Genomic DNA, 19,350 nt, shown 5'->3' on the forward strand with positions numbered 1-19,350 from the left:
CGACCCGTGTGATAAGCGGGCCGCCTTTATTCTTGATCCGACAATATTGAGGCCACGCTGTGATGCGGAGGCGGTCAATGTTGCCGGATATTTTTTATTTAAAATATTTCTCCCGGACGAGTTCAACCGGCATGTCCAGTCCGGTCCAGATGTGGAAAGCCTTTACACCCTGGTGGAGCAGCATGTACATTCCGTTAAAGGTTGGACATCCGGCTTCCCGGGCTTCCCGAAGGAGTCTGGTTTCTCTTGGTTCATACACAACATCGGCTACGGTAAGTTCCGGATGGAACAGAGTCTTATCCGGAATCACGGTGCCTGTCACATCCGGAACCATTCCCACAGAAGTTGCATTGATGAGGAGATTGCTTTCCTCCAGTGCATCCTTCAGCGCAGTGTGATCATCCATCTCATGAAGTATCATCTCACATTCTGTCATATGAGACATTTTTTCTGCCATGGCAGCGGCGCGCTCCCAGTAACGGCTGGTAGGACGTGCAAAAACATGGATCTTTTTTGCCCCCTCCAGGGCGGACTGGCCGCAGATCGCCATTCCGGCACCACCGACGCCCATAACGGTGATGGTTCGTCCTTTTACATCACAGCCGGCATCTCTGGCAGACTGGGTAAATCCATAACCATCGGTATTAAACCCCTTTAATTTTCCATTGTCGTTGCGTACGGTATTTACCGCTCCGATCAGCTGGGCAGTGGGAGAAAGCTCGTCCAAAAACTCCACGATCTTATTCTTGTTTGGCATGGTCAGGTTAAAGCCCTTGATCCCACAGGCTTTCAGTCCTTCCACAGCCTGGGGAAGGGTCTCCTCTGTTACATCAAAACAGAGATACACATAATCAAGTCCAAGATAACGGAATGCCTCATTGTGCATTAAAGGTGATACGCTGTGTGCGACGGGGCTTCCCAGAAGGCCGGTAAGCCCGGTATGTCCGGTAATATTGATCATTGTTCGATTCCCTCCTGTATCTCATAAAATAGAATTTCTTTACGAAATATAATAAAAAATATTTTAGCACTATAAAGTGCGAAAATCAACAAATACAAATATTGTACGGAAATTTATACATTTTTGTCGTTGATTCATAGAAAAAAACTATAAATGTCGAGACAGACAGAAATGACCCGATAAGTTTGGAGAATCGACATCCGGATTTGACAAAATATGCAAAGAGCCTGCCCTATAATAAATGCACTTACCAAAGTTGAGAATCGATGGCAGACGAAACAGCAGTGGGGGAAGCTTATGTATCAGAGGATATACATAGATATCGTTTTTATGACGAATTTCCTTATGGATTACATGCTTTTAAGACTTGTGGGAAAATTTCTGCATCTTGACGGGAAACGCAGAAGATGTGTGATATCCGCTGCCTTTGGATCTTTTGTATCCTGCCTGCTTGTATGTGCACCTTTTAAGATCATTTTTCCTGCCGCTGTACTGATCCATGGCGGCTGCGCTTTTTTTATGGCGTCGTTTGCTTTTCGACTGAAAAAAGGCGGCCTTCTTGCAAAAACCATTCTGGCTCTGTATTTCACAGCTTTTGTGTTTGGAGGGATCTATCATGCACTGGAAACGGAAAGAGCCATGACAGTGAAAATATTTCTGCTTTTTCTGTCAGGGATTTATGGCACACTTTATACCCTGGGATGTGTGACTGAGACCTTCCGGTTTGGAAGAAGAAATATTTTCCCGGTCACTTTGAAATATCAGGGGAAGCTGAAGCAGACATACGGCTTTTATGATACCGGAAATCTCCTTATGGATCCTGTGAAAAAACAGCCGGTATCGATCATCAAACAGGAACTTTTGGGAAGCCTGATATCGAAAGAGCAGGTGAAAAAACTGATGGATATAAAAGATAAACCAGAGGAACTGGAAAATACAGGATTTGTCAGCCTGCAGCCGCATTTTCTGAGCTGTCATACCGCAGATGGAAAAAAGGGACTGCTGCTGGCAGTGATCCTTGATGAACTTCTGATCCAGACTCCCGGAAGGGTGATACATGTAGGAAAACCGGTGCTTGCCATAACATCCGAGCCCTCAGCTTTGGGAGAAGAGTACGAGATACTTTTGAATTCCAGACTATTAAATTGAGAAGGGGGCTTTTGTTATGAACAGAGCAGCTGCAAGATCCTATCCGTTTCAGGTGATCCGGAAATTTATGTTCAATCGTCCGGGAGAGGTTTTTTATATTGGTGGAAATGATATCCTTCCGGCGCCGTTGTCAGCAGAACGGGAGGCTGAAGTGATCGAAATGCTGGGAACAGAAAAGGAAAAAGAAGGAAAGTCGGTTCTGATCGAGCACAATCTACGGCTGGTGGTTTATATTGCAAAGAAATTTGACAATACAGGGGTAGGTGTGGAGGATCTGATCTCCATCGGAACCATAGGGCTCATAAAGGCTATCAATACCTTTGATCCGGTAAAAAATATCAAGCTTGCTACCTATGCATCACGATGTATCGAAAATGAGATTCTGATGTATCTGAGGAGAAACAGTAAAACAAAGATGGAGGTTTCCATTGATGAGCCGCTGAATGTGGACTGGGATGGAAATGAGCTGCTGCTTTCGGATATCCTGGGAACGGATGACGATGTGATCTCCAGACGTCTGGAAGATGAGGTGGAGATCGCACTTCTTGGAAAAGCCATCAGCAAACTGACAAAGCGGGAACAGATGATCATCCGTCTGCGATTCGGGATCGGAAACCGGGAAGGAAGAGAGAAAACACAGAAGGAGGTAGCGGATCTTTTAGGAATTTCGCAATCCTACATTTCCCGCCTGGAAAAGCGGATCATGAAGCGGCTGCGGAAAGAAATCGTAAAGTATGAATAGAAGAAACCGGAAAAAACGGTTTACCGGACAGGGACAACGTGTTATATTGGAAAAAAAGAGCGGAAACAGTCATTTTCCGGTAAACGAGGAGTTTAAAGAAATACGATGGACAGAGAAGAGCTTGACCGTTATCTGAGAAAGATAACACCAAGAGAAAAAGAGATTTTGGAAGGGATTTCCCTGGAGGAACTGCAAAGGCAGGATACCTGCCGTTTTGCAAAGGCCGGCCAGGGAACTTATCTTTTTGAGGGAAGCCTGTTTATGGCACCGGGAGAAAAAATCGTGGTAAGCAGGCAGGACCGCTATGTGAGAGTCCTGCCCCACCAGCATGATTATATAGAGCTTTGTTACCTCTGGTCAGGAAGCTGCAGTCAGACCATAGAAGGGAAGAAGATCGTTACCAGCGAGGGAGATGTCTGTATTTTTGATACCCAGGCAGTGCACGCGATCGAGGCGGGCGGTGAAAACGATATTCTGGTAAATATCCTTATGAGCCGGGAATTCTTTGACACTGCCTTTCTGAGCCGGATGCCGCGCCAGGGAATAGTTTCGGAGTTCCTTGCGGAATCGGTGACCAGAAGCAGGAAGAAAAAGCATTATCTGTATTTTAAAACTCATGGGAACAACCGGGTGGGTGAGATCATGGAGCAGATCATATCTGAGTATTATGCCCGGGATATCGGTATGGAAGAGGTGATGGAAAGCTATGTGATCATTCTGTTTACAGAGCTTCTCAGGACCTGGCGTGACGAGACAAAGAAACAGGCATCTGTTGCAAAGGAGGTACAGATCCTGGAGCTTCTTTCCTATATCGAAAAAAATTACGAAACATGCACACTTCCGGAAATGGGAAGGGCATTTGGAATGCATGGAAATTATCTCACAGCTCTTCTGAAAGAAAAAACAGGAAGAAGCTTTGTGGAACATGTTCAGGAACAGCGCCTGAAAAAAGCAAGGATGCTTCTGGAAACAACGGAACTGCCGCTTTCAGAGCTGATTCCACTGTGTGGTTACAACAATATGAATTTCTTTTACCGGAAATTCCGTGAGGCAGAGGGGTGTACACCGGCGCAGTATCGGAAAGAATATCGAAACACCTTATAAATGGTTAATATTTTGATGAAAAAGCGTTATTGAAGGATGACGCTTTTTTTGTTACCATCTCTGTAAGAACTGATAATATCATGGAAAATCGGGGGTAGAACCTATGTTAAAAATCAATGAGATCCGCATGGATTATGAGAAAGAACAGATTGGAATCACACATATTCCGGAGTTCAGCTGGACATTAGAAAGTGATAAGAGAAATGTGCGCCAGGATACCTGGGAACTGGAAATTGCCGAGGATAAGGATTTTGAGAAAAAAATCTATAAAAGCGGAAGAATGAACAGTGATGCATCTGCGCAGATCATTCCTGAGGATGTGAAACTTGAATCCCAGAAGAAATATTTTGCTCGTGTAAAAGTAACTGCCAACGGAGAAGAAACAGAATGGGCAGAGACATCGTTTGTCACAGGAATTCTGGATAACAGTCAGTGGAAAGCGGTGTTTGTATCTGCAGAGGAAGAGGCAGATAAAGATAATTCCAAGGGTACCTATGTAAGAAATGAATTTACAGTGAAAAAACCTGTAAAAGAAGCCTATGTATCCGCAACTGCACTGGGACTGTATCATTTCTATCTCAATGGCAGAAAAGTAGGAAATGATGAACTGACACCAGGATGGACATCCTACCGTAAACATCTTTGCTTCCAGACTTACGAAGTAACGGATTACCTGAAAGAAGGCAAAAATGCGGCAGGTGCCGTGCTGGCAGCAGGCTGGTATAAAGGTAAAATGGGATTTGAAGGCCTTGAAAAGAACAGAAATCACTATGGAGAGAATACGGCACTTCTGGCGCAGATGGTGATCCGTTATGCGGATGGGACCGAAGAGCTTTTTGTGACAGATGAGAGCTGGAGCGGTGCAGATGCACCGGTTGTGTTTGCGGAGATCTACGATGGTGAGATCTACGACGGAGCAAAAGAGATCAAAGGATGGGCAGAGGCCGGATGTACAGCCGGACAGTGGAAGCCGGTCCGTAAACTGGATTACGATTTTTCTGTTCTTACCGGACAGGGAAGCGGAAAGGTTTCCCTTATGGATGAAGTAAAACCAAAAAAAATTTTTGAGACACCACAGGGAGATCTGGTGATTGATTTCGGCCAGAATATGAGTGCTCTTATTCAGGTTACCGCAGCAGGTAAAAAAGGTGATGTAATCCGTCTGGACTGCTTTGAGGTGCTGGATTCCAAAGGAAATGTATATCTGGATAACCTGAGAGGGGCAAAGGAATCTCTTCAGTATACATTCGGGGAAGACGGAACCATCACATACCGTCCGTCATTCACATTTATGGGATTCCGCTATGCGAAGATCGTTTCCTTTCCAGGCGAGCCATCCCTTGACAATTTCACGGCAAATGCCATCCATACCAAGATGGAGCGTACAGGATTCCTTGAGACATCGAATCCGGATCTGAATCAGCTTGCACATAATATTCTCTGGGGACTGAAGAGCAATTTTGTGGATGTTCCCACAGACTGCCCGCAGAGAGATGAGCGTCTTGGATGGACCGGTGATGCAGAGATCTTCTGCCGTACGGCATGCTTCCTTGAAAATACCTACTCCTTCTACCGAAAATGGCTCCGTGATGTGGAGGCAGACCAGACAGAGGAAGGCGGTGTTGCCCATGTTGTTCCGGATATCATTTCCGGAAACGAAGGGGATAACTGGCTCCTTGAGCAGGGAAGTCATTCTGCAGCAGCTTGGGCAGATGTGGCTGTGATCAATCCCTGGACCATGTATCTGACGTTTGGTGACAAAGAGATTCTGAAGATCCAGTACAACAGCATGAAGAACTGGATCAACTTTATGAGAGAATATTCTGTGGATTATATCTGGAACTACAAGCTGCAGTTCGGTGACTGGGTAGCTTTGGATGCTGAGGAAGGCAGCTATTTCGGTGCAACACCGAATGATCTGACCTGTACTGCATACTTTGCATATTCCACAGGTCTGTTTGTAAAAGCAGCAGAAGCCCTGGGATGCACTGAGGACGTGAAAGAGTACACAGATCTTTACAATAAAGTTGTAGATAAATTCCAGAGAACCTTCTTTGATGAAAACGGTGAGATGACAGCACAGACGCAGACCGCACATATCGTGGCACTGTACTTCGAACTGGTACCGGAAAAATATAAAGAGAAAACCGTTCAGGGGCTTTTGAGACTTCTGAAAAAAGAGAACGATCATCTTGTAACCGGATTTGTGGGAACTCCGTATTTCTGCCACGCATTAAGCCAGAACGGACATGTAAAAGAAGCTTACGACTTGCTTCTGAAAGATGATTTCCCATCATGGCTGTATCAGGTAAAAATGGGCGCAACTACAGTCTGGGAGCACTGGGATGGCCTGAAGCCGGACGGAACCATGTGGAGTGCAGATATGAACTCCTTCAATCACTATGCTTACGGTTCTATCGGAGAGTGGCTGGTTCGTGTGATGGCAGGCCTTGAGGTGGATGAGAAGGAACCTGGATACAAACATGCAGTAATCTATCCGAGAATGGGTGGAAACCTGGACTATGTAAAGGCTGAGTATCGTTCTGTATACGGACCGGTAAGAAGCTTCTGGGAAGAAAAACCGGGAGAGACGGTTCTGCATGTTTCCATACCTGCAAATACAACTGCAACTATCTGCCTGGACGGTGCAAAGGTAGTGAAAGCCGCAGATGGACTTAACTTCACAGCCGCAGACGGATTTATGCAGGCAGAGACCGGATCCGGAGATTATGAGATCCATTTTGTGAGATAAGAAAAAAGAGAGGTATTTTTTAGAAAAGGCGGCTGCCAGGCCTATCCGGAAGATAGGCTGTGGGCAGCTGCCTTTTTTGACCAGAGCAGGAGGCAGAGAGAAGATTTAAAATTCCGGGAAATACAGTAGAATTCGTCAGAGACCTTCGGTATAATAAATACAGAGTGTTTACAGAACTACAGAATGAACAAAAGAAGGGATGTGGCAGAATGATCGACATTGCACATGCAAAACAGGAATTCGAAAAATATCTGGATGAGTACGACCGGGAGGATGAACAGATCTATCTGAAGATCGTACATACCTATGGAGTGGTGAAATACGCAGGAGAGATCGCCAGAAAAATGGAATGTTCCGATGAAGATGTGGAACTTGCGGAGCTGATCGGTCTGCTTCATGATATTGGCCGTTTTGAGCAGATCCGTAGATTTCACAGCTTTGAGCCGGGGACCATGGATCATGCAGTGTTCGGTGCAGAACTTCTTTTCGGGGAGGAGAAGCTGATCCGGCGCTTCGTGAAGGATGATAAATTTGATGAACTGATCGATGCAGCAATTCGGAAACACAGTGATTTCAAACTGGAAGGAATCCACGATGCCAGAACACTTTTCCATGCAAAATTGATCCGTGATGCCGATAAGCTGGATAATTGCCGGGTGAAGCTGGAGGCGTCAATAGAAGCCATGCTTGGTGTATCAGAAGAGACTGCTGGGGAAGGGCTGATCTCACCGGCAGTGTGGGAATCCTGTCTCAGAAGAGAATCCGTGTTATCCTCAGACAGACATGTGCCGGTGGATTACTGGGTATCTTATCTTGCTCAGTATTATGATATTAATTTTCCTGAGACCTGTGAGATCATCGAAGAAGAGGATTATATCACCAGGATCGCAGGCCGGCTGACTTACCGGGAGCAGGATACCAGAACTAAGATTCATATTCTCACAGAAGATCTGAACAGATATCTGGAGATGCCGGCTGTGTCTGTGAAGGAATAGGATCATAGCAGTTACTGTTCACAGGTAATGTCCCGCGAGGTGTTTTTTGTGAGCGAAGATCACAGAAAACCCGAGACATACCGCGCGAATTTATGCGATTAGCATAAATTCTGTGCATCGCGAAGCGTGTTACTGAGAACGGAGTGAGCAGTAACTCATAGCAGAAAGACTTGTTATATTTTTTTGTTTGGGGTTGACTTTGAGGCGGTTTTCACCTAAAATATATCAGAGATACGGCGATGATGAGAATAGTACACAGGGAATTATCTCAGAGAGGGATCTACTTTGGTGGAAGGATCCTGTGCGTGAACTGTGGAACCGGCCTCGGAGCTCTGCGTGATTGAAGCGTGGCGTGTGTTTCCGGCGTTAACGGGTGTTGAGAGAACAGCTTTTCTGGCTGTTAACTGGGGTGGTACCGCCGAAGTCATTCGGTCCCTTGTGAGGGATCCGGAGGGCTTATTTTTTTGTCCGTAAAACGGGACTGTAAATGCAGTGTACGGTTTATGGGACAGAAGAGCGAGCCGGAAGGATTCCGGATTGCTGTGGCTGCCTGACAGCCGGCAATATGTAACAGATCACAAGAAAAAGGAGATTTATCATGGCAAAAGAAAAGAAATTAGTACAGGCCATCACATCTATGGATGAGGATTTTGCTCAGTGGTATACAGACGTTGTTAAGAAGGCTGAGCTTTGTGGCTATACAAGTGTTAAGGGCTGTATGGCGATCAAACCTGCAGGTTATGCGATCTGGGAGAATATCCAGCATGAGCTTGACCGCAGATTCAAAGAGACCGGTGTAGAGAATGTTTACATGCCGATCTTTATTCCAGAGTCTCTTCTTGATAAAGAGAAAGATCATGTAGAAGGTTTTGCTCCGGAGGTTGCATGGGTGACTCATGGCGGCCTTGATCCGCTGCAGGAGAGACTTTGCGTGCGTCCGACTTCTGAGACTCTGTTCTGCGATTTCTACCAGAAAGAGATCCAGTCCCACAGAGATCTTCCAAAGGTATATAATCAGTGGTGTTCCGTTGTACGCTGGGAGAAGACAACACGTCCCTTCCTTCGTTCCAGAGAGTTTCTGTGGCAGGAGGGACATACTGCTCACGCAACAGCTGAGGAAGCGGAGCAGCGTACCATCCAGATGCTGAACATCTATGCAGACTTCTGCGAGGAAGTTCTTGCGATTCCGGTCATCAAAGGCCAGAAGACAGATAAAGAGAAATTTGCAGGTGCTGAGGCTACTTACACCATCGAATCTCTGATGCACGACGGTAAGGCTCTCCAGTCCGGTACAAGCCATAACTTCGGAGATGGCTTTGCCAAAGCATTCGGAATCCAGTACACAGATAAAGATAACACACTGAAATATGTTCACCAGACATCCTGGGGAATGACAACCCGTATGATCGGTGCTATCATCATGGTTCACGGTGATAACAGCGGACTTGTTCTTCCTCCGAGGATCGCTCCGGTACAGACTGTGATCATCCCGATCCAGCAGCGTAAAGAGGGCGTTATGGAGAAGGCTGACGAGCTTCTTGCAGCACTGAAGGCAGCAGGTATCCGTGCAAAGGTTGATGCGACAGACAAGAGCCCGGGATTCAAGTTTGCTGAGCAGGAGATGCGTGGTATCCCGCTTCGTGTGGAATGTGGACCGAAGGATATCGAGAACGGCCAGGCAGTTCTCTGCAGAAGAGATACCCGTGAGAAATACACAGTATCCTTCGAGGAGCTTGCAGATAAGGTAAAAGAGCTTCTGGATACCATTCAGCATGATATGCTGGAGCGCGCACGTGCACACAGAGAGGCGCATACTTATGTAGCAAAGAATTATGAGGAGTTTGGCGAGATCATCAACAGCAAGCCTGGCTTTATCAAAGCTATGTGGTGTGGAGATCGTGCATGTGAGGACAAGATCAAGGAAGATTTCCAGGCAACATCCAGATGTATGCCGTTTGAGCAGGAGCAGTTAAGCGACGTTTGCGTATGCTGTGGAAAACCGGCTAAGAAGATGGTTTACTGGGGACGCGCATACTAAAAAATATAGCAGGCCACTTCAAAAAAAGTGGGACGATCATATTGTAGAAACAATGGCGGGGCAAAATATGCTCCGCTGTTTTTATGAATCTATGTTATAATAGCGTTAAGGAAAACATATCAGAATATTATTCGGCTGCTGACATGGAGCTAACACAGCGAAATGTAAACGTGTTTTGAACGCAGATCGCGAAGCGACTGCGTTCATGAGCAAGTAGCGAAGCGGATTGCGAATGTCCGCTTTACCGGACAGCAGCGATCATCAAGAGGAGTTATTATGACGATTAACATACCACAAAAAGCAGAACAGATCCTGCGTACTCTCAATGAAGCCGGCTATGAGGCATATGTTGTTGGCGGCTGTGTCCGGGATTCCATCCTGAACCGGGTGCCTGGGGACTGGGATATCACTACCTCCGCACTTCCGGAGCAGGTGAAGGCGCTTTTTCACAGAACTGTAGATACGGGGATTCAGCATGGAACAGTAACTGTAATGATGGGCAAAGAGGGCTTTGAGGTGACAACCTACCGTGTAGACGGAGAATATCATGACGGCCGCCACCCGGATGCTGTGACCTTTACCAGAAGTCTTGAGGAAGATCTGAAACGAAGAGATTTTACCATTAACGCCATGGCTTATCATCCGGGGCATGGACTGGTGGATCTGTTTGGCGGAATGGAGGATATCAATAGGAAGATCATCCGTTGTGTCGGGGATCCGGTGGAACGTTTTACAGAGGATGCTCTTCGGATGCTCCGTGCAGTGCGTTTTTCCGCACAGCTTGGTTTTACTGTGGAGGAGAATACGAAAGCGGCACTGGCGCGGATGTCGGGGAACCTGGAGCATGTCAGTGCAGAGCGTATCCAGACAGAGCTTGTAAAGCTTCTGGTATCCGATCATCCGGATTACCTCCGGACAGCCTGGGAGACAGGCCTTACCCGGGAATTTCTTCCGGAATTTGATGCCTGTATGGAAACAGCGCAGAATACCCCCCATCACTGCTGCAGCGTAGGCGAGCACATCCTGAAAAGCCTTACGGAGATCGAGAATGACAGGCTTCTTCGTATCACCATGCTTCTTCATGACATTGCCAAGCCGGTTGTAAAAAAGACAGATGAGAATGGAAGAGACCACTTTAAGACTCACGGACCGGCAGGCGAAAAGCTGGCAGGAAAGATCCTGCGCCGTCTGAAATTTGATAATGTAACGATCCGAAATACCTGTCGTCTGATCCGGTATCATGATCTTCGTCCCACTCCGGACGCCGAGGATGTGCGGAGAGCTGTGAATCTTATCGGAGAAGAGCTTTTTCCGCTGTATCTGAAAGTGCAGAAGGCAGATCTTTTATCCCAGAGTACTTACAAGAGGGAGGAGAAGCTGGCACGGTTAGGCGGTGTGACGGAAGCTTATCAGGGGATCCTTGAAAGAGGAGAATGTACATCCCTGAAAACCCTGGCAGTTTCCGGAAAGGATCTTATAAAGGCAGGACATCCGGCCGGACCGGCACTGGGAGCGCTGCTCGAAAGACTTCTTGACTGTGTGCTGAAAGATCCAACCCTTAATACAAAAGAAAAACTTCTTGAAACAGCAGAAAAAGACAGCATAAAAACCGAATAGAATAACAAAAATCCCCCCTGCATAAGATAGAACGTAAAATAAGGCAGGGGGGAACTTTTTTGTATGATTATGGTTTGAGCGTGCTGGAGCAGTATGAGCTTACGGCTTCATTCTCCGTCAGGGTGCGGGGGGCACTTCTGTGCCGGACAGAAAAAGGTCCGGTGATACTCCGGGAATTTCATGGCTCGGAAAAAAAGCTTTCCATGCAGCAGCAGCTTCTTGAAAAAATGAAGGAACAGAACTGTCTTGTGGACGCCTATCTCAGAAACAGGGAAGGTGTACTGGTAAGCAGGGACAAAGATTCTGTTCCATATACTGCACAGGTCTGGTTTGAGGGACGAGAATGTGACACGAGATCCGAAAACGATATTTTAAAAAGCATCCGGACTCTGGCACAGATCCACAAGATCATGCAGCTTCCTGTGGAAATGGATTACGCGGGAAGAAATCTGCAGGAAGAATATATCCGGCATAATCAGGAAATGAAAAAAATACGCCGTTTTATCCGAAAAAAAGGAGCGGTCAATTCTTTTGAGAAAGATTATCTGAAAAGCGTGGAATGGTTTCTGCAAAAAGGAGAAGAAGCGGCAGCTATGCTGGAAACCACGGATTATAAAAATCTGCGGCAGCAGTCTCTTCAAAGCGGCAGTATCTGTCATGGCGAATATAATCAGCATAATGTGCTGATGCTTGGGAAAAACACAGCGGTGACGAATTTCAGCCACTGGAGCTTTGATGTGCAGATGGCAGATCTGTACCGCTTTATGCGGAAAATCCTGGAGAAATACAGCTGGGATCTGCACCTCGCGCAGAAGATGCTTTCTGAATATGATTCCGTGCGGCCGCTCTCAGAGTCTGAGTGGCAGAACCTGAGAGTCCGGTTCTGTTATCCGGAAAAATACTGGAAACTGGCAAACCATTATTATACACATAACAAGGCTGTGATCTCCGGAAAAAATGTGGAAAAGCTGAGAACCCTGATTTATCAGAAAAAACAGTGGGAGGAATTTTCAAAACAGTGCTTCAGACAGTAATGATTCTGAATGTAACGAAAACAAAACTTCCCTTTTTCTGAAAATTGTTATATAATACTAAGTATCTTATATAAAGAAACAGGGAGGTATTTTGGAACATGGATTATAAAGAAATCTATAATCAGTGGCTTGAAAACCCATACTTTGATGAGGCGACAAAGGAAGAACTGAAAGCGATCAAAGACGACGAAAATGAGATCAAAGAGCGTTTTTATATGGATCTTGAGTTTGGTACGGCAGGCCTGCGTGGTATCATCGGCGCAGGTACCAACCGTATGAATATTTATGTGGTAAGAAGAGCGACCCAGGGGCTTGCCAACTATATTGCCAAGGTTGACAAGAAATCTCAGGGAGTTGCCATCGCATATGATTCCCGTCATATGTCACCGGAGTTTGCCCAGGAAGCAGCACTTTGCCTGGCAGCAAACGGAATCAAGGCTTATATCTTTGAGACACTTCGTCCGACACCGGAGCTTTCCTTTGCAGTACGTCATCTGGGCTGTGTGGCAGGTATCAACGTAACAGCCAGCCACAATCCTCCGGAATACAATGGATACAAGGTTTACTGGGAGGACGGCGCGCAGATCACACCACCTCATGATTCCGGTATCATGGGCGAGGTAAAGGCAATCTCCGACTGGAATACCGTAAAGACCATGGATAAGGAAGAAGCAGTAAAGGCAGGACTTTTCGAAGTGATCGGACAGGCTGTCGATGACGCTTACATGGAAGAGCTTAAGAAACAGATCATCCATATGGATGCGATCCAGGCAGAGGGCAAGAACCTGAAGATCGTTTACACACCTCTTCACGGAACCGGCAATATTCCGGCCAGAAGGATCCTTAAGGAGCTTGGATTTGAGAATGTATATGTAGTACCGGAGCAGGAGCTTCCGAATGGGGATTTCCCGACAGTCAGCTATCCGAACCCGGAGGCAGCAGAGGCATTTGAGCTTGGCCTGAAGCTTGCGAAGGAAGTGGATGCAGACATCGTACTTGCTACAGATCCGGATGCAGACCGTCTTGGCGTTCGCGTAAAGGACAAAAACGGAGAGTATCATGATCTTACGGGCAACATGTCCGGATGCCTTCTTGCAAACTATGAGCTGAGCCAGAGAAAGGCTGTAAACGGAAGCCTTCCGGAGGACGGAGCTCTTGTAAAGACTATCGTTACAACAAACCTGGCAGATGCTATTGCCAAGGGATACAACGTGAAGCTTATCGAAGTGCTTACCGGATTCAAATACATCGGACAGCAGATCCTCGGATTTGAGAACAGTGGCAAGGGTACATATCTTTTCGGATTTGAGGAGAGCTACGGCTGCCTGATCGGAACCTATGCAAGAGACAAGGATGCCATTGTTGCTACCATGGCACTTTGCGAAGCTGCTGCTTACTATAAGACACAGGGCAAGACTCTCTGGGATGCAATGATCGATATGTATGAGGAGTTCGGCTACTATAAGGATGCCATCCAGGCAGTTACCATGAAAGGTATCGAGGGACTTCAGAAGATCCAGGAGATCATGACAACACTTCGTCAGAATCCGCCTGCCGAGTTTGCCGGACATAAGGTGACTGCTGTACGTGACTACAAGCTGGACGAGATCACAGATCTTGCAACAGGTGAGAAGAAGCCGACAGGACTTCCGAATTCCAATGTTCTCTACTATGAGCTTACCGATGATGCATGGGTTTGCGTAAGACCGTCCGGAACAGAGCCTAAGGTTAAATTTTATTATGGCGTTAAGGGAACATCTCTTGCAGATGCAGACGAGAAATCCGATGCAATGGGCAAGGCTGTTCTTGAAATGGTTGATTCCATGAAATAATAAAATGGGTCACATTCCGCCTGTAATATGCGAAAAACCTTGACATTATAAGCCAAAAGCGGTATATATATAAAGCAAAGTCAAAAATAAGAGAACATCAATTATAGGAGGAAACACCATGAATAAAACAGAGTTAGTGGCAGCAATGGCGAAAGACACCAATCTTTCCAGAAAAGATGTAGAAGCTGTTCTGAAATCTTTTATCGATGTTGTAACAGACGAACTGAAAAAAGGCGAGAAGATTCAGCTGGTTGGATTTGGAACTTTCGAAGTAAGCACAAGAGCTGCAAGAGAGGGAAGAAATCCTCAGACTGGTGAGACCATGACGATCGAGGCTTCCAAGTCTCCGAAGTTCAAAGCAGGAAAAGCTTTAAAGGACGTTGTCAACGGCAAATAATCTGTTGGTTCAGAGTGATAACGGCAGGGGAAACCGGTTTTTGGTTTCCCCTGCTTTTTTAGGAGGAAAAATTATGCGTCTTGATAAATATCTGAAGGTATCCAGACTGATCAAACGCCGTACGGTGGCAAATGAAGCCTGCGATGCAGGAAGAGTTCTGGTCAATGACAAGCCGGCTAAGGCTTCTGTACAGGTAAAGACCGGTGACACTGTGGAGATTCAGTTTGGAAGCCGTAATGTAAAGGTTGAAGTCCTGGAAGTTAAGGAAACGGTAAAAAAAGATGAAGTGGAAAGCATGTTCCGCTATATCTGATGCAGGGACAGCTGCCGTTTGGGCGTGATGGTCTATTCCGGATGGATTTTTCATAAAATAAAAGAGAAATCATCCCCAGGGAGGTATGGATTGGACGAGAAGAGAACGGCAGCATTTCACAGTCTGATGCTGGAGCGGCAGAAAGGTGGCACCATAACGGGAATCCGGGAGGTGATCTCTTTCGATGAAAAAGAAATACTGCTGCATACAGAGGAAGGAAAGTTATCCATAAAAGGCGAAGGACTTCATGTAAAACATCTTGATCTGAAAAGCGGGCAGTTTAGCCTGGAGGGAAAAATCGACAGTCTTACCTATCTTGGCAGGAAAAAAGACAAAAAAGAAGGATCCCTTTTAAAAAGACTGTTCCATTAAAGCTAAAAAGACAGCAAACCGGTTGATATTTTTTTGAAGAAGTTGTAAAATCTGGATGTATAAGCTCGTAAAAGGTAAAGAGATCAGATCGTGTAAAAAAGGAGCAGCAGATTGAAAAATCCAAAAAAGGGAAAAGAAAAAAAACGGATCGGATATAATTATCTTGGCATGGCGGGGATCATGGTGATCGCACTGGTGTTGCTGGGAAGCCTTATGCTGCAGAGTAAGACTCTGGAACGGCGCAGGGATTATTATGATTCCAAAGCTACAGCACTGGAGAAGTCGATTGAAAGTGAGAAGGAACGTACCAAGGAGATCGAAGCAGAGAAAGAATATATGAAGACCGATGAATATGTGGAAGAGGCGGCTCGTGAGAAGCTGGGACTTGTGAAAGACAACGAGATCGTGTTTCAGGAAGAAAAATAGCTGAAAATCAAAGGTTTCGACGAAATTTTTTTTGACATTTTCGTGCGGCTTTGACAGATATTTTAGGGATCTTCCTTTATAATGTTCAGTCAGTGAAGGTTATAAGGGGAGGGGAAAATATGCAGGAATGGATCATTGCCATGCTCGTAGTCAGCATATTGCTGATACTCCGGGACATGGCAAAAACTGTCTTTTCGGGAAAAACGAAGGAAAAAGAAGAAATGCTGCCGCTTTGTGAAAGCCATCCCCAGAAGGAAAAAGTGGAACGGTATGCAGCATCCTTCCGGAAGCTTGCGGATACATTCTACGGAATGCCTTACCGTAAGGAATTTTTGAGCGGAGGACAGTTGAACCGTATCATATCGGACACCAGTGCGGCTGTATGTTCCAGATGTTATCAGAGAGAGATCTGCTGGGGAGAGCATGCCGGGGAAACCATGCGGGGCAGTGAGAATATGATCCGTACCATGGAGGAAGGCAATGAGGAGAATATCCAGAGAGCCCGCAGTGAATGGATGAGAGCATGTGGCCGTTCCGCCCAGTATTTTCAGGTCCTGAATGAGGGATTTCGTGAAGAAAGGCAGAATCTCGTGTGGGACAACCGGATGATCGAAAGCCGGCTTGCAGTTGCACAGCAGCTGACGGAGATCTCGAGGATTATGGATCATATGGCAGAAGAGCTGTATGATATCATGCCGGCAGATCCGCAGTTTCAGGAAGATCTGAAAAAGGCTCTTCGTAAAAAGCATGTACTTGTAAAAAATGTCTGGGTCATGGATAAGATCGAAGGAAGACGGCAGATATTTCTGAATCTGAGAGCCAGGAGCGGACAGTGTGTCTCCACGGCGGAAATCGCACAGATCCTGTCCAGAATCTGCGGAAGCTCCATGACGCCGGACACCGGCAGCCGCAGTATTGTAAATGGAGATTTTCGTATGGTTCATTTTGTGGAGGATGTCAGTTATCAGATGCTTTACGGAGTAGCGCGGCTTACAAGAGAAGCGGAAAAAGTTTCCGGAGATAATTATATCTGTCGTCAGGAAGAGGATGGCAGGTTTTTTCTCTGTCTGTCTGATGGGATGGGTTCCGGAATAGAAGCGTTTAAAGAAAGTGAGATCGTGGTAGAACTTCTGGAACAGTTTCTGGAATCCGGCTTTTCTCAGGAGACAGCTGCCAGAATGGTGAATTCCGCACTGCTGTTGAAAGGACGGGAAGGGATGTTTTCTACTGTCGATATCTGTGCGGTGGATCTTTATACCGGGATCTGTGATTTCCTGAAAGCAGGGGCGTCTTCCACATTTATTAAAAGAGATCACTGGGTGGAATCCATTGCTTCGGAAAATCTTGCCGCAGGCTTGGTCCAGCAGTTGGATTTTGATACTGCATCAAGAAAGCTTTATCATGGAGATTACCTGATCATGATGACAGATGGAGTTCTGGATGCACTTCCTGCAGAACGGGAAGAAGAAACTATGAAGGAGATCATTATGGATGTCCGGGAAAAAGAGCCCAGGGAGATGGGACGGGGAATACTGGAAAGGGTCCTGGGATACAGCGATTATCATGCCAGGGATGATATGACAGTAGTTGTGGCAGGATTGTGGAAAAAATAGAGTATTTTTGGTTACAGGAGAAAAAATGATCACACGTGTAAGAAAATATATCAGAGACCATCAGATGCTGAAAGCAGAGGATATGGTTGTGGCAGGGATTTCCGGAGGGGCAGATTCCATAGCAATGCTTTATATTCTGAAAAATCTTCAGAAAGAGATCGGTTTTTCCATGGAAGTGGTTCATGTCCATCATGGGATCCGGGGCCAGGAGGCGGACCGGGATGAGCAGTTTGTGGAAAAAATCTGCCGGGATTGGGGAATCCCTTTCCGGTCCAGGCATTATCCGGTTCCGGAGCTTTCCGGAAAGTGGAAGCTGGGAGAAGAAGAAACCGGAAGGATCGTGCGAAAACAGGCGTTTCAGGAGGAAAAAAAGAGACTTGGTTTTTCCGGGGAACAGTCAGAAAAGAACGGACAGTTCCGGATTGCACTGGCACACAACCGCAACGATCTGGCAGAGACTATGCTGCATCATCTGGCCAGGGGAACCGGTATCCGGGGACTTTCCGGGATACAGGCGGTAAACGGTGAGATTATCCGGCCGGTTTTGTGTTTAGAACGGAAGGAGATCGTCAATTATCTGAAGGAGAGAGGTATTTCCTATATCACAGACAGCAGCAATCTTTCAGATGACTATACAAGAAACCGGATCCGTAACCATATTCTTCCGGCTATGGAACAGAAGATCAATGCAAAAGCGGTGGAGCATATGGCAGAAACCGCACGGGTTCTGGCAGAAGCAGATTCGTATCTTCAGAAAAAGGGAAGGGAGCTTCTGGCAAGCTGCCGGAAAGAAAATGGCTATCTTCTGGATGAAAAATTTTTTGCACAGGATCCTATCCTTCAGGAATATGCGGTGATGGAGGCATTTGAGATACTGGCAGGAAAACGTAAGGACTTTACATCTCTTCATGTGGACCAGGTCCTTTCGCTTCAAAAAAAAGAAAACGGTCGTTATATCAACCTTCCGGAATCGCTGCGGGTAATACGACAGTATGGAGGGGTATGTCTGAAAAACAACTCTGCATCAGACAGAGAGAACGCTGCTTCCACTGAAAAAAAAGTATTGGCAGGTCTCAGAGAAATGTCTATGGAGCTTCCGGTACCTGGGATTCTGGAAAGTCCTTTCGGAGTTTTTGAGTCGAAAATTTTTTCTTATAAGAAACAGAAGATTGAAGAAAAAAAGTATACGAAATGGTTTGATTATGATAAAATAAAAAATAGTCCATGCGTTCGGACCAGAAGACAGGGAGATTATCTTACTGTAAACAGTGAAGGCGGAAAAAAGAAGCTGAACCGGATCTTTATTGATGAGAAGATTCCGGCGGAGATGAGAGACAGGCTTCCGGTTGTTGCGGCAGGATCTGAGATACTCTGGATCCCGGGAGGACGGATGAACGAGAAGTATAAGATCACTTCCACTACAGGGAGAGTGTTAGAATTACATTACCAAGGAGGAGCTTTAGCATGAGCGAAAAAATCAGGGTTTTACTCAGTGAAGAAGAGGTAGATGCCCGTATCCAGGAAGTTGCAGACATGATCAACAAGGATTATGAAGGAAAAGATGTACACATGATCTGCGTTCTGAAAGGCGGCGTTTTCTTTATGTGTGAGCTTGCCAAGAGGATCACACGTCCGGTAACACTGGATTTCATGTCTGTGTCCAGTTACGGTGATGATACGAAATCCAGCGGTGTTGTAAAGATCGTCAAGGATCTGGATCAGCCACTGGATGGGAAAGATGTTCTGATCGTAGAGGATATCATTGATTCAGGCAGAACCTTAAGCTATCTGCTGCGTATCCTGAAGGGCAGACATCCGGCAAGCATCAAACTCTGTACACTTCTTGACAAACCGGAGAGACGTGTGACAGATGTAGAGGTAGATTACTGCTGCTTCAATATTCCGGACGAGTTTGTAGTAGGATACGGACTTGATTATGCCCAGAAATACAGAAACCTTCCTTACATCGGAGTAGTGGAGCTTCAGGACTGAAAGGAGATTTAAC

The 19,350-nt window shown here is 46.1% G+C and carries 17 protein-coding genes; 16 read left to right on the plus strand and 1 reads right to left on the minus strand.

Annotated elements, in window-relative coordinates:
• Positions 1-94 precede the first annotated feature (94 nt).
• Positions 95-961 (minus strand): shikimate dehydrogenase, encoded by an 867-nt coding sequence (locus EYS05_RS11535; RefSeq protein ID WP_138277210.1) that lies wholly within the window; start codon positions 959-961, stop codon positions 95-97.
• A gap of 297 nt (positions 962-1,258) precedes the next feature.
• Here EYS05_RS11535 and EYS05_RS11540 point away from each other — a divergent pair, with 297 nt between their 5' ends.
• The 16 genes from EYS05_RS11540 (at position 1,259) to hpt (ending at position 19,337) form a co-directional block, all read left to right on the plus strand.
• Positions 1,259-2,110 (plus strand): sigma-E processing peptidase SpoIIGA, encoded by an 852-nt coding sequence (locus EYS05_RS11540; RefSeq protein ID WP_158293332.1) that lies wholly within the window; start codon positions 1,259-1,261, stop codon positions 2,108-2,110.
• Positions 2,111-2,177: 67 nt separating this feature from the next.
• The gene (sigE, locus tag EYS05_RS11545; RefSeq protein WP_330673376.1) at positions 2,178-2,852 is read left to right on the plus strand and encodes an RNA polymerase sporulation sigma factor SigE; all 675 of its coding nucleotides are present in this window, start codon (positions 2,178-2,180) and stop codon (positions 2,850-2,852) included.
• A gap of 105 nt (positions 2,853-2,957) precedes the next feature.
• A complete protein-coding gene (locus tag EYS05_RS11550; protein ID WP_138277212.1) occupies positions 2,958-3,956 on the plus strand; it encodes an AraC family transcriptional regulator in 999 nt (332 codons plus the stop codon).
• A 103-nt stretch (positions 3,957-4,059) separates the two neighbouring features.
• Positions 4,060-6,708: an alpha-L-rhamnosidase gene (locus EYS05_RS11555; protein ID WP_138277213.1), complete on the plus strand. Its 2,649-nt coding sequence runs from the start codon at positions 4,060-4,062 to the stop codon at positions 6,706-6,708.
• A gap of 209 nt (positions 6,709-6,917) precedes the next feature.
• The gene (locus tag EYS05_RS11560; protein WP_138277214.1) at positions 6,918-7,703 is read left to right on the plus strand and encodes an HD domain-containing protein; all 786 of its coding nucleotides are present in this window, start codon (positions 6,918-6,920) and stop codon (positions 7,701-7,703) included.
• Positions 7,704-8,301: 598 nt separating this feature from the next.
• Positions 8,302-9,741 carry a proline--tRNA ligase gene (proS, locus tag EYS05_RS11565; protein WP_015527114.1) on the plus strand — a complete coding sequence of 480 codons (1,440 nt, stop codon included), beginning with the start codon at positions 8,302-8,304 and terminating at the stop codon, positions 9,739-9,741.
• A 276-nt stretch (positions 9,742-10,017) separates the two neighbouring features.
• Positions 10,018-11,358 carry a CCA tRNA nucleotidyltransferase gene (locus EYS05_RS11570; protein ID WP_138277215.1) on the plus strand — a complete coding sequence of 447 codons (1,341 nt, stop codon included), beginning with the start codon at positions 10,018-10,020 and terminating at the stop codon, positions 11,356-11,358.
• A gap of 59 nt (positions 11,359-11,417) precedes the next feature.
• Entirely contained in the window at positions 11,418-12,392 is a 975-nt protein-coding gene (locus EYS05_RS11575; RefSeq protein ID WP_138277216.1) for a hypothetical protein, read from the plus strand.
• Between the two features lie 98 nt (positions 12,393-12,490).
• Positions 12,491-14,224: a phospho-sugar mutase gene (locus EYS05_RS11580; protein WP_138277217.1), complete on the plus strand. Its 1,734-nt coding sequence runs from the start codon at positions 12,491-12,493 to the stop codon at positions 14,222-14,224.
• 118 nt (positions 14,225-14,342) lie between these two features.
• Entirely contained in the window at positions 14,343-14,621 is a 279-nt protein-coding gene (locus EYS05_RS11585; RefSeq protein WP_118513117.1) for an HU family DNA-binding protein, read from the plus strand.
• 73 nt (positions 14,622-14,694) lie between these two features.
• On the plus strand, positions 14,695-14,934 hold the full coding sequence (locus tag EYS05_RS11590; RefSeq protein ID WP_015527118.1) for an RNA-binding S4 domain-containing protein: 240 nt from the start codon (positions 14,695-14,697) through the stop codon (positions 14,932-14,934).
• Between the two features lie 90 nt (positions 14,935-15,024).
• The gene (gene yabP / locus EYS05_RS11595) at positions 15,025-15,306 is read left to right on the plus strand and encodes a sporulation protein YabP (protein WP_174235847.1); all 282 of its coding nucleotides are present in this window, start codon (positions 15,025-15,027) and stop codon (positions 15,304-15,306) included.
• 111 nt (positions 15,307-15,417) lie between these two features.
• Positions 15,418-15,732 carry an FtsB family cell division protein gene (locus EYS05_RS11600; RefSeq protein WP_227752318.1) on the plus strand — a complete coding sequence of 105 codons (315 nt, stop codon included), beginning with the start codon at positions 15,418-15,420 and terminating at the stop codon, positions 15,730-15,732.
• A 119-nt stretch (positions 15,733-15,851) separates the two neighbouring features.
• Positions 15,852-17,345: a SpoIIE family protein phosphatase gene (locus EYS05_RS11605; RefSeq protein WP_138277218.1), complete on the plus strand. Its 1,494-nt coding sequence runs from the start codon at positions 15,852-15,854 to the stop codon at positions 17,343-17,345.
• Positions 17,346-17,370: 25 nt separating this feature from the next.
• On the plus strand, positions 17,371-18,813 hold the full coding sequence (gene tilS, locus EYS05_RS11610; protein WP_138277219.1) for a tRNA lysidine(34) synthetase TilS: 1,443 nt from the start codon (positions 17,371-17,373) through the stop codon (positions 18,811-18,813).
• The gene (gene hpt, locus EYS05_RS11615) at positions 18,810-19,337 is read left to right on the plus strand and encodes a hypoxanthine phosphoribosyltransferase (protein ID WP_138277220.1); all 528 of its coding nucleotides are present in this window, start codon (positions 18,810-18,812) and stop codon (positions 19,335-19,337) included. The genes tilS and hpt overlap by 4 nt, the downstream gene beginning before the upstream one ends.
• Positions 19,338-19,350 lie beyond the last annotated feature (13 nt).

The sequence above is a fragment of the Blautia sp. SC05B48 genome, assembly GCF_005848555.1.
Classification (GTDB): domain Bacteria; phylum Bacillota; class Clostridia; order Lachnospirales; family Lachnospiraceae; genus Blautia_A.